Here is a 16,508-nt window from a genome sequence, read left to right as displayed (position 1 = left end):
AACCGAAACCTGTACAAGATCCTCGGGCACGCAGGCGACCCTGCCGACCAGGCCATCGCCAAGGAAACCTGGGAGAAGTTCGCACAGGACCCTCAAGAGCGACTGAAGTTGGAACGCGCCGCCGCCGACTTCGCAGGAGTACCGCACGGATGGCAGGTCGTCATCTGGCTTCCCAACCACAAGATGCGTCTCAAGGTCGCCGACGTACTCGTATATCGCGACCGCGCCATCGCACCACTCAGCCGAGTCGAGCCCACCAGCCGCGCCATCGTTGAACAACACGAACGCCTCTGGGCCGTCACCGTCTATGCCCCCGCCGATGTACGAGACGACCGCGAACAGGCCGACGCCGTCCTCGCCTACATCGGCGAAAAGACCGCACTGACCTTCCACCGACGCGACGGATCAGTCGTGCCCAGCCGCTGGGAACTCGTCGTCGACAAACTGCTCGCCGAGATCAACGAAGAATCCCAGACGACACGAGACACCCTGCTCGGGCTGATGGCGAGCACCAAGACCACCAGCGGGTCCACCCCGTCCTTCAACGAACTAGTCGAGACGTTGAGGGCAACGGCACAGGAAAACCACCTCCCCGGCTTCGGGAGCCACTAACAGGGCAGCGTCCGTCCGGCATCAGTTGATGGCGACACGAACCCCACAATGCCGCGATGCCGCGAGGTCTCCGTGGTCAGGTCAGGGACCTGCAGGCACGGTGAGGGCTGCTGTGAAAGGGCTCCTCTTGGCAGTAGTCGGGGTCATCGAGCGGCGGGCAGATGCTCACTGCCAACGCCTCCGGGCTGCCATCCAGTCTCACGTCCAGGTCGGCGATCTCCATGACGCTCAGCAGGTCGTGGGGGTCGACGACACGGTCTCCGTAAACGAGTTCGGTGGTTAGCGCGATGTATTGAGCGATGGTCTCGGCCGCAGTCAGGCATCTCGCGGTGTGGGCGATCACGGCTTTGCCGATCGCCTCGCAGTGGAGGTGGGAGCGGATGAGGCCGTCTCGCCGGGCAGTGACGTCCTGCTTCTCCTGGGGAACTGCGCAGGAGTCTTCATGCACCCACCGTTCGAGGCACTCACTGCACCACTCGCTGCGGGCGACATCGAGGTCTCGGACGGACTGGCGTTCACGCAGCCTCGGCCGAAGGCGGTCAAGGACCTGCTCGGCGCTGACATACAGGTCGCCGTACTCACCGGCGTAGAGGTCGGTGAATACGTAGTCGCGTGCTTGAACGATGCCTGCGAGTACGTCGTCGCGTTCGGCGATGAGGTCGGTGATGACGGTGTGGCAGTCCTGGTGTGCCCGCAGGGCGGCGAGCGCATCGGCGTGCCAGTTGCCGTGTTGGCTGTCGTGCGGTTGTGCGGCGTATGGCAGCAGCATGGTTAGCGATTCGATCTGCTGGCTGGTGAGTAGGACGGCAGATTCAGAGCCGTCCTCTACGAGGTCGGACCACTCTTCGATGGAGTCCTCTTCGAGGAGAGTTCCTTCGGCTGCGTGGAGGGCGTCTCTGACGCGTTCTCCGAGGAAGCGGTACTCCGGCGTGTCAGTCATCTGTGGTGTCTCTCGAACGTAGGCGTAGACGTTGAGGAGGTCGCCGCCGTCACGGTTGCACGGAGTTGTAGTTGTCGAGGATCCGGTCGCGAGTTACGAAGGTTCCGAACTCCCGGATGTCGCGCCGCTCCAGTGTCGGGAAGGTGTCAAGGATTGAAGCCATCTGGTCCTTCGTGATCGCGTACATGTCCCTTGCGACGAGCACATCTAGTTCCGTACGCAACTGGGTGCGCCTTTCGGTGCTGGTCTCCCCCGGAATCGCGGTCGGACCAAGGTCCGTTACCCACCCTTCTGCGGACAGCATTTCCCAGTAGTCGCGCATTTCTGGGCCAGCACACGCGAGCGCGGCCGCCCGGCGTAGCAGTGGGCGGACGAGCGGGTGCTCGGCACTGAGGCGCGGGATGGGAAGGCTGTCCAGCACCGTGTAGGACATGTGGATGCTTGTCAGACGTTGGCGCGCAAGGAAGTCAACGCACAGAGCGTTCGCCGCGGCAAGGAAGGGCATGTAGGCCCACTCCTGGCCCTCCTCGAATGTGAATGTCGGCACGGTGTGGCCGCAGATGTTGCCTGGGGCGATGAGGGTGGCGGTGAGGCTGCGCGCGTTTCTCGGGTTGGCGACATCGGCGAACCCGATGCGGTAGCGGTCTACCCGTGACCCCACCTTTGATGGGACTTCTTGGCGAGGGACGCGCCACTGCGGATGAATTCCCTTCTGGGGATCCCCAAAGGGTGTTTCGAGCCACTTGGAGTTGTTGCCGTGTCCGCTCAGGTACTTCTTGGCGCGATAGTCGAAGTGGTCCACCATGCGCCCCTCGTATACCGGAAGGCCCGTCGAGTGGTGGTCGACGAACAGGTGGGTGTCGGTCCCCATGTCGATCTCGCGCTGGTACTCCCGAAGTACGACGCCGTCGATCTCGGCACCAAAGGCCGGAGTCTGCGAGACCATCTGGAAGAGGATCTGCGCATGCACCGGGTCGCGGACGTCGGGTACGGCGAACGTTTCCGGGTTGTTGTTCCCGATCGACGCGGTAGGCACCGCGATGCGACGGCTTTCAATGTCCTGGCGGACTGATTGCGGAGAGTCGAGACCGAAGGCGACCTTGAGGTCGTCGCCGGGGGCCGCGTTCCGGGTGGCGTAGGCGCAGAAGCGGTCGATGTCGACTTCCTTGAACCACTTGCCGCCGGTGTTGATGCAGCCGAGAAGCACTTGCCAGTGCATGTTGGTGACCATGTGGCGTCGGATTGCAGAGGCGTTCGCTCCTCCGTACAGACCGCCGGGTACCACCTGGGCTGCGTAGCCGCCAGGCCGGACCGTGCGGAGGGCGTGTTCGACGAAGTTGCGGTAGACGTTGAAGTCTCCCTTGCCGAGGTTGCCGGGGGCGTAGAGCGTGTATCGGCCGCTGTTCTTGAGGAAGTGGACTGTCGCGAGCAGGTCTCGTTCGTAGGTCTCCCAGGCAGTTGCCATCGCGGGCTCCTGCATGAGTTCGTCGATCTGCTGGTCCTGCTCTGCCTTGGGGAGACCTCGGATACCTTCGACGAACTGTCCGAAGAACTCGCGACGATCGGGGCTCAGGGTGTCCCACGGAGGGTTCCCCAGCATGAGGGAGAAGCCGCCGTTCCATCCTTGCGGGGTCTCGGCTGCGCCTGCGCGGGTGGGTACTTCGAAGATCTGCGGGAACTCTAGGTGCCAGTGGAAGAAGCGGTAGCGCCTCGCGAGGGCCCCGAGTGCGTCGCGACGCTGCCGTAGCGGTACCAGGTCTGGGCTGTTCTGAAGCGTGAGCAGGGTGCGGTGGGTGATGGGCTCGGTGTAGCCGGGTTCGCTGTTGTTGAGGGGCCATACGAATGCGGCGCACCAGGCGTCAGCGACGAGGCGTGCTCGCTGCAGACCGGGGTCGGCCTCAGCGCGTCGCCATGCGTCTGCTTGCTTGCGGAGGGTCTCGATGTCGGTTGCAGCGCCGGTTGCTTCGACTTCGGCGAGCGCTCGTCCGAAGTCGCGGTTGGTGATGAAGACTTCGTGGAGGTCTTGCCCCTCCCAGAGTTCTCCTTGGTCGGGGGCGATGCGTTCACGCTCGCGTTTGTTGTGCTTCTTGACGGTTGATGCGAAAGCCTTGTCGTCACCCTTGATGGCGGTGAAGGCCACGTCTGGGATGTTGTCGGCGAGGAGCGCGGGGGTCGCGCCGATGAGCCCGTTGCCGACCTTGATGTGCGCGTCGAGGAACGCGAGCGGTCGCCCGGGTGTGAGTGCTTCGAGCCAGAGGCTGATCTTGGCGAGTTCGGCGGCGAGGTCATTGAGGTCGACGCCGTAGATGCAGTGGGCGACTACCTCGCGCATGGCGTCGCGGAGGTTTTCAACGGTGGGTTCGGGGTCTCCGCTGCGAACCATTGCGAGTCGTCGGGCGATGCGGCGAGCAGCGGCTACGAGGAAGTGTCCGGACCCACAGGCGGGGTCACAGACGGTGATGGCGAGGATTGCGGCTTCCGGGTCAGGTTCCCCCACGGCTTCGTCCAGGAGCGGGTTGAGTGATTGGTCAAGGACGACTTCGACGAGTTCGGTCGGCGTGTAGTACGAACCCGTTGTCTTGCGGGCGTTTCCTGCCTTGACCGTCAGAGTGAACGTGGTGTGGTCGTCTTGAACGTTGGGGACGTATTCGAGCAGGGCCTCGTAGACGCTTCCGAGTTCCTCGGATCCGAGGTTCTTGTAGTCGACGGGCCGCAGGGTGCCGGTGGCGGTATCGGGCAACTGGGAGAGGTAGGAGATCGCTCGCAGGAGGTTCTGATTGCTGATCTTGGCTCGGTTGAGCGCTTCGAGACTGTCGGGGTTGAACAGGATTGAGCCGTACGCGGGCAGGCCCAGGCTCTCCTCGCCATTGACACCGAGAGCGTTGAAGACCATCAGGAGCGATTGCCACTTGTCACCGTGCCGTCCGGCCCGTCGCTTGTCGGCGTCTGCACGTAGTCGGGCGGTGGAGAAGTGGTCGGCATACCTGAGGCGAACGTTGGTCGGTACACCGTCGGCGTGGAGGAGGTCTCGATCTTCGGCAACGAACAGGAAGATGAGGCGGTAGACGAGACGCAGGAGCCAGCGGTAGTAGTCGTCTGTGGCTCCGTGGTTCGCGGCGATGAGGTCGCGTAGTTCACGGTTGTCGGGGTGTTCGAGGAATCCGGTACCAAGAGTTCGGAGTGCTTCGACGACGCCGTCGCGGAGGTGTTCGAGTGCTCGGGTGCCGTCGTTGATGGCGGTGGTGCGCCATTGTTCGAGGATGCAGTCGGCTGGCTCGTCAGAGCGGAGTCGGGTGGCGTGAGCGAGCGCGTAGAGGATGGCGAAGTCGGCGAACTGTTCGCCGGTGAACATGCCTTCGAGGTCGAACTCGATGTAGGCGGGCCTGCCCATGACGATGTTGTCGCGGAGCAGCCGCAGTCGCTTGCCGTTGGTGAGGATGGCCCACAGGTGGGCTTCGGAGCGGTTGAGGAGTTCCTGGATGAGCGAGTGGGGTGCGGTGCGGGATGCGCCTCGGATGTTGGTGGCGGCTCGCTTGTCGAGGTCGACGTTCCATCCGAGCATGTGGACCGGGACGTGTCCGTCGATGTGGACCACGTCAAAGGTGTCGTCTTCGATTGTGATGTTCGGGATGGGTTCGAGGTCGTAGCCGAGTTCGCGGAGCAGGACGGTGGTCCAGCGGTCGCGGGTGATGGTGGTGGCGGGGTCGCCTTCGGGGAGTGCGTCGAGTCGGGTTTCGAGCGACCGGTAGGTCGGCAGGAGTAGTTCCCAGGCGCGGGCTGCTGCCTGTCGGAGGGTGAAGGTTTCGGGGAGGCCGTAGGTGCCGGGTGCGAGGTGGTCGAGTTCGCCGTTGGCGAGTCGTGTGAGCAGGTCGGGTGGGAGGAGCGCTCCGACGGTGTTGATCGTCGGGTAGGTCGCGCCGGTGGCGGTGCGACTCATGCGTTTCCTCCTGGGATGAACTGGTAGACGCCGAGGATGTCGACGGGCTTCTGGGCGGTGACGCGGAGGCCACGGATGGCGGTGCCTGCTGCTTGACGGACTCGGCGGTGTGAGTCGTCGAGGTTCTGGGCCTTGGTATCGGCTGCTTCGGCCAGATGTGCGAGCAGGTGACCTTGTTCGAGGGCGTCGATGGTGGGTTTGATGAATGCCTTGCCCATGGACTCGGGCATGTTCCCAGCGGGTGTTGCCTTGAGAAGGTCGGCTACTGCTTCGTCGCTGAGCCAGGTCGGGTTGTCGGGGGTTCCGGTGAAGGCGGCGAGGTGGGCTTCTTCGACGACCATGGGGACGTCGCGGTCGCGGCCGGGGAGGGTGGCGTGGAACCGCATCCGGGTGACCAGGAGGGTGGTGGTGTCGGTGACGGCGCTGGTGCGCATGACGCCGGAGCGTCGAGCGGGTCGGAACTCGGGTGCGAGTAGCGGGTCCAGTGCTGCGTCGAGGGCGTAGGAGGCCAGTGCTTCGACGGCGTTGTTGGTGCGGGTGAGCACGTGGGCACCGGCCGGGGCGGGCAGGTCGCGGACGAACGTGATGGTTGCGTCGCCGGGGGCGACGGGAAGCATGTCGCGTAGTGCCCGGGGCAGGGAACCGAGGGTGCCGGTGAACCCTTCGCTGGTTTGTACGAGGGTTGCGCCGAGCCGGATGAGGACGTTGCGGGCGAAGTGCTCCACGTCGGCTGGTCCGCCGAGGGCGGCGCGGACTTCCTTGAGTTCTTCGTCGACGGCAGCCGGGGACAGGGCGTGCTGGGCGAACCGTGAGCGGGAGCGCTTCTCGCGTTCGGCGGTGGTTTGCCAGGTGTCGAAGAGTGCCTCTTCGCTGTCGAAGCCGGGCAGGTCGAAGAGGGCTTCCTGCGTGTCTTCGCCGCGTCGCAGGATGAGGCCCTCGAAAACGGCCTGCATGACCAGTGCGGAGTCGGCAGGCAGGGAAACGGAAACACCGGTGGACTTCCGGATGGCTTCGTGCTTGCGGATGAGGACGTTGAGGACGACACCGTCGACGGGGTTGTCGATGCCGTAGTAGGTGATAGCGCGGACGGTCTCGGCGCGCTGCCCGAAGCGGTCGATACGCCCTTCCCGCTGTTCGTGTCGGGTGGGATTCCACGCAAGGTCGTAGTGGACGACGGCGGTGAAGTAGTCCTGCAGGTTGACGCCCTCAGAGAGGCAGTCGGTGGCGACGAGGACGCGATTGCCGTCGTGCGTGCCGAGGTCAGCGACGGCGGCTTCGCGTGCCTCCGGCGGCATGGTGCCGGTGACGGCCTCGACACGGACGCTCTTGCCGAGTGCCTTGCGGAGGTGTTCGCCAACGTACTCGGCGGTGGGGATGTAACGGCAGAACACGATCGGCTGGTAGCCGTCCTTGATGAGCCGCTTCACCATGTCGGTGAGCCGGGCAAGTTTGAGGTCCTTCTCCGGGCCGACGAGCGCGTCGGCCTGTCGGGCGAACTCCAATAGTTTGCGACGGGTGGAGGAGGACTGGTCGCCGCGTGGGGTGTCGTCGGCTCCGGGGGCGATGTCATCGGCATCGGTCGAGGCGTCGTCGTCCTCATCGAGGATGAGGTTGCGGCCGATTTCGTCGGCTTCCTCGTCGGTGGCGGCTTCTGCGGTCGCGGCGCGGTTGCGCAACGTGGTCGCGGCTGCCGCCGGACTGGACGCAAGGGACCGGAGCAGGGCGACCATGGACCACCAGCGGACCCGTTGCCGGACGGTGCCTGCGATGGCGTCGTCGGTGACGGTCTCGCGGGCGTAGTCGAGGACGCGGTCGAGGAGTGCCCGGTACTCGGGGTGGAGTTTGTAGGTCTCTTCGGTGGTGGCGCGGTCAGGGAAGACGGTGTCTTCGATGAAGTCGGCGATGTCGCCGCGCTGCCGTTGCACGAAGTAGCGGGCCAAGAGGCGTCGGGCTTCGTCGTGCTGGGCTCCGGACAGGTCCGGCGGCAGGTGCTCCAACTCCGGGTCGAGGAGCGCCAGCAGGCCCCTCCAACCGTCGTCGTCACCCTGGTGTGGGGTGGCGGTGAGGAACAGCATGTGTCGCTGGGGGTCGGCGGCGAGGCGCTGTAGGAGATGGTGACGCAGGGTTGCGCCACTGCGGGAGTTCGCACCTCCGGCGGTCACGGATGTGTGGGCCTCGTCGACGATGACGAGGTCGGGACAAGTGCGGGCGAAGTCGTCGCGGTAGTTGCGCTGCTTGATGAGGTCAGTGGACACCACGACGTAGGGGTGCCGGTCGAACAGGGACTCCCCCATCCGCAGGCCCTTGTTGAGCCGGTTCACCGTGGAGGGCAGGACGAGGGTGGCGTCGATGTTGAACTTGACGCGGAGTTCTTCTCGCCACTGTGGGGCGAGGGCCGGGCTGCACAGGACGGCGAGGCCCTTCGCTTCTCCCTGTGCGAGGAGTTCGGCGGCAACGAGTCCGGCCTCGACGGTCTTGCCGATGCCGACACCGTCGGCGATGAGGAGCCGGACGGCTTCGCCGCCCTGCCGAAGTGCCATCAGCAATGGTACGTACTGGTAGGCACGCGGAGTGACAGCGAGCCCGGCAAGGCTTCGGAACGGACCGCCGGAGGCACGGAACCCGATCCGGAGGCCGTCGCGGAGGAGCCTGGCGGCGGTGCCATCTCCCAGGTCGTCGACGGTCGGCGGAGGGAAAGTGGCCTCCGTGACCTCTTCGAGGGCTGGCATGAGGGCGGAGATGTCCTCGTCTGCCCCGGCGAGAGGACGGACCAGGAGGAAGGTCGGATCGGAGGCGTCGACGACCACCCATTCCCGGTCGCGGGCAGCCACGAGGGTGCCTTCGGTGAACCGGGATGCCACCGGGGTGGATGTCACAGAGTGTCTCCTTCTCCGAACACGTCGACCAGTTCCTTGCACTGTTGGTCCCACGTGCTGTCGTTCTTGATGTCGAACCGGACCACGAACCATCCCTTGGACAGCAGCCGTGACTCCACCTGTGCGTCGCGTGCTGCCACGTCGGTGTACTCGTGGACAGGGCCGTCAACATAGATGGCGGTTCGGACATCTCTATCGGCGTACACGAAGTCCGGCAGGGCCTCCGCGTCGGAGACCCTGTATTGGGCGTGCGTGGGGAGCCGGTAGCCGCGTCCGTATAGCCAGTTAAGGAACTTTGTCTCCGCGCTGGTGGTGGACTCGCCGAGCAGGGTTTGGTATTGCTCTTGCCGCGACTGCCCGCCCGCACCCACGTCTAGGGTGGCTTCGCGCAGTTCCATGAGGACGTCCTTGGCCTTGTGTCGGTCGAGGGCGAGGTGGTCGGGCTGGTTGCTGTAGGACAGCAGGCAGTCGTAGCACGCCCGTTCGCAGCGTTCCGGCTCGGCTGAGCCGATGCGGATGGCGTGCTTGGCGTGGTTCAGGTCCTCGCCGGTTTCGGGGTTGAAGTGGCACACGTCGAGCGCTTCGGCGACGGCCTCGCGGAACGCCTTGGTGTCCATCGCGAAACGGCGTAGCGCGCCCGCGCCTCCTTCGCTGTTTTCGTAGAACAGCAGCAGTCGGCGGTCGTCCTTGCTGGGGAGCGGTTCGACGGCGAGTTCGTTGTCCTCCAACTGGAACGCGATCGCGATTCCGCGCTTGAGTGCGTACTGCAGGGCGATCTTCTGCTCGTCTGACAGGTGGTCGGTGAACTCGACGAGGAGGGCGTTGCAGCGGTCCTCCACGTACGGAATAACGAGGGCAGTGGCCTTGCCGGAGGAGACGGATTCGCCTCCGGCGTCGATGTCCTTGGCCTGCTGCTCGGGAGTGTCGGCGTTCTTGCCCCACTGTCCGCTCTGCAAGTTCAGTGGGAACCCGTTCTTGACCTTCTGTCGGCGGTAGCCGGTGTTCATCCGTCGGATGAGGGCGGTGTCGCCGTAGGTGATGGTGGCCAGGACCGCACCGGCGTTGTCCTTGACCTGCACGACTGTGTGGCTGGAACGCTCGCCGTGCGGTTCGAACCGGACAGCCGTTTCGATGTCGAACCCGGACCGGTGACGTTCCTCCTCGTCGGCCGAGATGCGGTCGCGCCGACGGGTGATGACGGTCTGCATGCGCAGCAGGTTCCCGACGTGACCGGCTCCCAGGTCTGCGCCGCAACCGGGGCGCTGGCAGATTTCGAGGCCGTCACCCTCGCCCGAGGGCTTGTGCAGGTAGCCGCAGGCCGTGCACCGCTTGGCAGACTCCAGCAGCGGTCCGCCCGAGGCAGGGTCGGAGCCCACGGGAATCTGAACTCGGTGGACGGCGTACCGAGCGCCCTCGTGGTAGATGAAGGAGCCGGGGCCGAACTCACTGATGGCGAGGAATCGTGGGCGTTGCACATAGTCGCCCTCCCCTGCCTTGGTCTTGCGACCGGCCGGGATGAACGCCGCCAACGGCAGGCGCGGGAACGAGTAGCCGGGCAGGAATCCCTCAGAGGCGAGGTACCGGTAGGGATAGAAGTCGGACTGGTTTCGGTCTTCGCCGCCACCACGGAGCAACTCGATCTGCGCCTCGGCCTCGCGTCGGCGGGCCTTGGCCGCGTTCCGGTCGCCGGGCGTCACGGACAGGTTGTTCGCAATTTCGGTCTGCTTTAGCGCTTCGCTCTGGGCGTTCTTGTACAGGCCGCGCCACCGGTTGATGGACCGGTCGAACTGGGTGGGCGATTGGCGCACAACGTCGTCGAGCCAACCGGGCTTCCACCACGCAGCAGAGGTGACCTCGCTGGTGCCGGAAAGGACCGCCTGTGCGGCGGCCACGGCACGCTTCTTCGCGCCAGCGTCGGCAAGTGCGGCGGCAATGGAGGGCAACAGCGGCAGGGTGTCGTCGTCGAGGTCGACGATGTCTTGCATCGCGCCGTGTAGGTCTTGACCGGTTTCGGCGAGCCAGATGGCATGCACGTGGGCACGGATGAGGTCCTCGTTGGACAGGTCGAGCCGAGGCGGAGCGACTTGTCCGGAGACCATGAGGTCGGAGCGGCGGAAGTAGAACTGGTCATGTCCGGATCCGGTCGCGCAGTAGGTGACCACGAGCGCCGGAGATCCGGCGCGGCCGGCGCGGCCGGACCGTTGGGCGTAGTTCGCCGGGGTCGGGGGCACGTTGCGCATGCCGACGGCGTTGAGGGTGGAGATGTCGACGCCGAGTTCCATCGTGGGCGAGCAGTACAGGACCCGTAGGTCTCCGCTGCGGAACGCGTTCTCGCGTCCCTCGCGGACGTCGGCGGGCACCTGTGCGGTGTGTTCGGCGGCGGAGAGTCCGCCGAGGCTGGTGGCGAGGGTGCGGTAGAAGTCGCGGAAGTAGGGGTTGACCCGGCCTCCGGTCTCGGTGGTGACCCGTAGTCGGTCGATGGCGCGTTGCTCACCGTCGCCCGGCAACCACAACAGGGCGGCCTCGTCGACCTGGAAGCCGGGGACGCCGTCCTTCGGTTCGACGACCTTCTCCAGAAGTCCTTCCTTCGCGAGGACCTCCAGCAGGGCGCGGATGATGTCTTCGCTGTCGGCGACAGCAAGCGCAGCACCGTTGATGCCCTTGAGCCCCGACCGCTTCCGCACCCACCGTCCGAACGCGGAGAGACCCGACAGGTAGTGCCCGCTGCCCGTTCGCTCGCCCTTGGTTTTGGAGCGGGGGTAGGTGATGAGGGCCCGGGTGGGTCGGTCGTCGGAGATGGCCCACGGTGCGATCAGTTGGGAGTCGGATTGGCTCTTGATGCGCTCATGTCCCTCTTCGGTGAGGTACTCGGTGCGCACGCACAGGTTGCGCCGCATCTCGTCGAGCAGGGTGACCAGGAGGCGCTCTCGAATTTCGGCACTGGCAGCGGTCAGGGTGGCTGGCATGTGCGCCCACGTGCTGGTTCCCCAGAGGTCGTCACTTGCGGCGATGTCGGGGAGGTAGGCGTAGGTGACCTTGAGCAGCCCAGTTTCTTCGAGGTTGGGCATGGTGATGCGCCAGCCTCGTGCGAGGTCGGCATAGACGCGCGCGGCGACCGCGCCACGGAGTGCCTTGGTGGCGCGTTCGATGTTGAACTTGGAGTCGGGAGCCTTGGCGTATTCGACCGGTTCAAGCCCAAGTGCCTGCACGACTCTGGAGGCCAGGTCCTCGTGCGCCAGCGGCTCTCCGGTGGCTTCGAGGTGGTCGGTGACTGCCCGATAGAGCGCGGCTCGAATTTGTCCGACGAGGACAAAGTCGTTGAAGTGACCGGCCTGCAGGCTGGCATCCTGGCGGTTGTCAGTGAACGTAAGCACCTTGCGGGCGGCGTCGGCGATGGACTCTTCGCGTTGCTGGGCGCGGACGATGGACGCGGAGAGCACCGTCGTGGCCGAGGAACGGCCTTCAGAGCCAAGGGAGGCCAATTTGGCGAAGTCGTTGCCGCGCGCAGACTCGTAGACCGTGGAGCAGTTGAGACAGAACCGGAACTTGTCGAGGTAGGCGACCTGGACGCCTCCGGTTTCGACGATCGTGCCGCTGGAGTTGACGGACATGACCTCGGGGAGGAAGTCGCGGCGGTCCTGCGACACCTGCCGTTCGTCGCCGGTGCCGACGACCCAGTCCTCGGGTACCCGGTCGACGAGCGCGTCGGTGTCGGTCTTGTCGGGCCACGGTTCGGCGCTGGACAGGTACAGGTAGCCGGTCTTCTTCTCGCCGGACTGGTCGCGTTCCTCGCGGGGGACGAACTGGGGATACCCGGCGGAGTCATCAAGGGCTGCGAGCAGGTACTCCTGCCCGCACTCACGACAGAACGCGAGCGGGTAGAGCAGGCTGCCAGGGTCGCCGGGCTTGAACATCTGCTTCTTAGTGGTCAGCCACCGGTCATCGCCGACCGCAAGGGTTTGGTACACCGTGTCGCCACGGCTGATGAATTGGTGGAGTTTGAACGCGAAGAGCCGCTTGCCGGTCGATGGGTCAACGGCTGCGTCTCCGGCACCTGCCAGGAGGGTCTCGCGGATAGCGGCGGCGCAGTCGGCCGGGTCGGTGCCGGTGAGTTCGGCGAGTTCTCGGCTGGCGTGTTCGAGCGTTCGCGGCTGTGCGCGCACGAGCCGCTCTTCCTTGACGGTGATGCCGAAGGTGTCTTCGACCCAAACTGCGAGCGGGTCCGCGTGGAGGTCGGCGAAGGTGGTGGGCGGGGGCGTGTGGATGCGGTCCCTCAAAGCGTCGACGTCGACGTCACCGGCGGTGGCTCGCCGCAGGGTCTCACCGATGACCGAGGTCGGCTTGACGGTGACACCGAAGTCGCGGGAGGCGACGGCGGCGACTTCGGCCTGCTGCTCGGACAGCGTTCCTGGACCCGCGAGGGTGGCTGACGTGCCGATGCATTGGATGTTGGAGGCGCCGGTGGCCTGCCGGAGCCGCCGGACGAGCATGGCGACGTCGGAGCCCTGTCGGCCTCGGTAGGTGTGCAGTTCGTCGAGGACGAGGTAGGAGAGGTCTTTGGATGCGGTGATGAGTTTCCGCTCCTGTGGGCGGACCAGCATCAGTTCCAGCATCATGTAGTTGGTCAGGATGATGTCGGGCGGGTTCTTGAGAATCTCGTCGCGCTTCTCGCGACTCTCTTGCCCGGTGTACCGCTCGACGGTGACGGGTGGTTTGCCTCCGAAGCCCCAGCGCAGGAACCGGTGGAGTTCCTGCAACTGGCTGTTCGCGAGTGCGTTCATCGGGTAGACGATGATGGCGCGTACGCCCTTGCCGGAACCGTCTCGAAGAATGCGATCGACGATGGGGATGTCATAGGTCAGCGACTTCCCGGAGCCGGTTCCGGTAGTGACCACGAGGGATTCGCCCGCCGCCGCCATCTCGATGGCGTCGCGCTGATGCCGGTGCAGCGTGATGGGTCGCGCGCCTGGGTCCTGCTCGTGCTCCTTGATGCGAAAGACCTTGGCCGTGGTCGGATGCAGCACACCCTGGTCCGCGAGTTCGTCGACCGAGCCGCCGGACTCGAAGGCGGGGTTCAGGGCAAGCCACGGCTCGGGCCACAGGAGGCCGGAGTCGATGTCCGACTCAACCTTCTCGCGAATTTCGGGGTCCTTGATCGTCAAGAAGCCCTGCGTGAATGCCCGGTAGTCGTCGATGACCTCGTTGCGAACCTTGAAAACATCCACCGCTAGCGCACCCCTCGACTCTCCTGACCTCCTGGACCGTCGACGGTTATCGGCACCATGTTCAGGTTGCCGAAGTCGTTGTCCGTGCGTGCCATGAAGGGTCTCCGTGTCGTGTTGCTACTCCCGGCCCACCCTAGGGCGCATTCGGGACACGTCGAGGCGGATTCGAGCGCGGACGGGTCCCACAGTTCCTAGACCGGGGCCGCTCGCGCGCGCTGCGTTCTGCCCAGTCGCCGATTCGGACCGCAACCGGCGACCGCGAAGGCTGCTCAGCGTCGGCGACCGGAGCCGGGAGGCCCTTGGAGAATCTCTCTGGGGTTGCGGTTCTCGTTGACGGCGTGTCCGGTGTGGCGGCTGCCGGTGCACTTGCAGACGCTGAACTGGCGCAGTCGTCGGGCCTGTGCGTACGGCATCTTGTCTGAGAGGTACGACTCGACTGGCGAGCCCTTCAGTTGAGCCTTCGCTCGACGTGCCTCGACAGCCCGTTCGGCACAGGAACGGTCGGCGTGGAGTCGTTGGCTGTGTACCTCGCCCGTGGCGGGGTTCCAAGCGACGTGGACCCACCCTTCCGAGGGTTGATAGGCCACGTCACTCCTTCCGTCCTGACCTGTCCGCGAGATCCAACCGCGCCGAACAGACGTCCGAAGTTGATGATGTGGGACGTCGACGGACGACGTGAGGCGGACAGGAAATCTGCTATCTGAGCCGCGAGCAGCGTAACTGTCTGGGATGGTGAATCGTCGGGTCATCGCACGGAGAAGGGCCGAGGACGGTGGGAAAGCAAGGGAAGAAGGGGAAGGGCCCGAAGGTCGGAGGGGTCTCCTCAGGCGGATTCTCGATGGCGCAGAGGGACGCCGATGAGAAGTGGCTCAAGTCAGGTGGTCTGACGAGACCGCACACGAAGGAGGGGGTCGCTGCCGCAAGGCGGTTGATCACCATCAACTCCGTTCACCGAGACTCGCTTCGCCGCTACCTCGCTACCGCTCCGACCGGCCTGTCCCGCAAGACCTCCGGCGCAGGGAAACAGGTGCCATTGGGACCTGACGGGTGGCCACTCTCTTCGAGCGTGCGTACCGTTGGCGGCGGTCTCCCTGGTTTGGGCAAGCGTCGGTGACATTGACTGACTTTGCCAGTGAGCACAGGCGGTCTCGACCGTCGTGCCGCCAGGCTGCGCTCGGTCGTGACAGCCAAATGGCCTCGATTGCGGGTATCAATCAGGAGCCTCGTGGGCGAGTGTCGTCGTCTTCGCAGCCGGGCGCGGAGAGTCTGGGTTTCGGCACCGGCAACACTGTCCCGGTGACCTTCCGCCACGCGGTCACCGTCAGGCGTGCGGCGTGGTCGGGGTCGTCGATGAGGCGCTCATGGAGATGGCGGAGCCTGTCGGTCATGATCCGTTGCTTCGATGGGCTGAGCGCCGGGACTGCATTGATGGCGTCCTCCAGTTGGCTCATTGCGCGCGTCATGGGGTCGTTCGGGCCGCCGTCGGCGACTCGTTCGGCGAGCAGTGCCATGACGCGGCTGGCTGCTTCGAGCATGCGGTCGTGCACGGTTTCTGGGCTGGGGCTGCCGGGCCGGTGTCGTTCCTTCCTCACGGCGTCTCGGGTGCGGTGAGGCTGATGAGGAGGTCGATGGCGGGGTCGACGTCTTCGCCTGCGGTCCGGCGGGCTTCGAGGTCGAGGGCCTCTCGCGGCCCAAATCCTGCGCGTAGGTAGCGGAGGACTCGCCACCAGGCGACGGGCGAGGCGATCCAGTTGTCTGCTTCCTCCATGTGCGGTGCTTGCTGGAAGCAGTAGGCGAGGAGGGTGCTGTAGGCGTGGGGGTTCCAGCCGTGCTGGCGGATGCGGACGGCGTCGGTGGCGCTGACGGAGCGGCTCGACCAAGCGAAGGCTTCGTCGTTGGGGATGCCGGTGTCCCGGTAGGCCAGCGCGATGGCGACCGCTTCGTCGCACAGGAAGTTTTCGGCCTCGTCGTCGAGCGAGTCGTCTATGCGGGTGAGCGCTTTGTACCAGTTGCGGTAGGCCCATTCCTCAGCATCGTCAAGACTGAACCGCTCGCCGAGGAGCCGCTCGCGGATGTGGTCTTGGAGTCCGCGGTGCCGGTCAGTTTCGGCGACGTAGAGGTCCTGTTCGCGGTGCAGCAGCATCGCGCCGTAGACGCGCCGGACCCGGACACTCGCCAGTGCTGACTGCACCCGCTCATCGGCGGCGAGATCGTCGTACGTTTCGATCACGTTCAGCGATATAGCCGTGGTGCGCTTCGATGGGTTCCGGTGATCGGTCATGGCCTGTTCCAGCCGTGGCTGCGGATGACGGGCCGGGTGAGGTCGATCCAGTTGGCGGTGCTCTCACCCTTCTCGGCCTCGGACGACGGTGACTTTCCGGCCTCAGTGTCTACTCGCTGCCACGGTCGCGGGCAGTCGTGGATGCGCACCCAGGTCTCGTTGGCGGCATCGACTACAACGGCCCCGATCCCGAACGGCTCACCCGGGTCCCTCGGCGGGCTGGGCATCGTCGACGGCTCGGGTGGAACCCATCCGGGGCTCTGCACCAGCAACGGCCGGGGTAGATCCTCGAACGTGTACCAGTCGCCGGTGGTCGGGTCTTCCCATTGCTGCGGGGACGCCTCCGCCGGGACGTGCCACGGCAGCCGAGGATGTGCCGAGCGCACCCACAGACCGAAGCCGCTGCCGTTGTCGATGAACGGGTTCATCACCACGGCGCCAACCCCGTCCGGCTCCTCGATGGTTCCGTAGAAGAGTTCGAGAACCTCGCGCACTTGCGGTTCCTGGTTGCGGCACGCGCAACCCGGGCCGTCGAGCCAGATGCCCTCGTAGCCGTGGTCGCTGACGGCGTGCAGCGCCTTGACGACCGTCTCGGCGTCCGGAATGGGCTGGGAAGGTGTTGCTGCCATCAGGGGTC

8 protein-coding genes are annotated in these 16,508 nt (G+C 65.4%); 1 reads left to right on the top strand and 7 read right to left on the bottom strand.

Going from position 1 to position 16,508, the window contains the following annotated elements; translation table 11 throughout:
* Nucleotides 1–612 (top strand): hypothetical protein (locus tag ABD875_RS11995; RefSeq protein ID WP_345176728.1); only part of this gene is annotated, 612 nt, incomplete at its 5' end.
* A 76-nt stretch (nucleotides 613–688) separates the two neighbouring features.
* Here the strand turns inward: ABD875_RS11995 and ABD875_RS11990 are convergent.
* The 7 genes from ABD875_RS11990 to ABD875_RS11960 all read right to left on the bottom strand — a co-directional run bounded on the left by ABD875_RS11990 (nucleotide 689) and on the right by ABD875_RS11960 (nucleotide 16,500).
* Entirely contained in the window at nucleotides 689–1,552 is an 864-nt protein-coding gene (locus tag ABD875_RS11990; RefSeq protein WP_345176725.1) for a hypothetical protein, read from the bottom strand.
* Between the two features lie 49 nt (nucleotides 1,553–1,601).
* Entirely contained in the window at nucleotides 1,602–5,489 is a 3,888-nt protein-coding gene (locus tag ABD875_RS11985; protein WP_345176720.1) for an N-6 DNA methylase, read from the bottom strand.
* Nucleotides 5,486–8,365, bottom strand: coding sequence for a helicase-related protein (locus tag ABD875_RS11980; protein ID WP_345176717.1), 2,880 nt, complete (start codon nucleotides 8,363–8,365; stop codon nucleotides 5,486–5,488). The genes ABD875_RS11985 and ABD875_RS11980 overlap by 4 nt, the downstream gene beginning before the upstream one ends.
* A complete protein-coding gene (locus ABD875_RS11975; RefSeq protein WP_345176715.1) occupies nucleotides 8,362–13,590 on the bottom strand; it encodes a DEAD/DEAH box helicase in 5,229 nt (1,742 codons plus the stop codon). Before ABD875_RS11975 ends, ABD875_RS11980 begins: the two co-directional genes overlap by 4 nt.
* Before the next feature lie 1,214 nt (nucleotides 13,591–14,804).
* Nucleotides 14,805–15,137, bottom strand: a complete 333-nt coding sequence (locus ABD875_RS11970) for a hypothetical protein (protein WP_345176713.1) — start codon at nucleotides 15,135–15,137, stop codon at nucleotides 14,805–14,807.
* Between the two features lie 41 nt (nucleotides 15,138–15,178).
* Nucleotides 15,179–15,871, bottom strand: a complete 693-nt coding sequence (locus tag ABD875_RS11965) for a hypothetical protein (RefSeq protein WP_345176710.1) — start codon at nucleotides 15,869–15,871, stop codon at nucleotides 15,179–15,181.
* A complete protein-coding gene (locus tag ABD875_RS11960) occupies nucleotides 15,868–16,500 on the bottom strand; it encodes a hypothetical protein (RefSeq protein ID WP_345176707.1) in 633 nt (210 codons plus the stop codon). Before ABD875_RS11960 ends, ABD875_RS11965 begins: the two co-directional genes overlap by 4 nt.
* Nucleotides 16,501–16,508 lie beyond the last annotated feature (8 nt).

Origin of the sequence: Nocardioides caricicola (genome assembly GCF_039541135.1) — a bacterium.
Classification (GTDB): domain Bacteria; phylum Actinomycetota; class Actinomycetes; order Propionibacteriales; family Nocardioidaceae; genus Nocardioides; species Nocardioides caricicola.
Note: the sequence above shows the minus strand (reverse complement) of the source record. Positions and strands in the feature narration are given on the sequence as shown.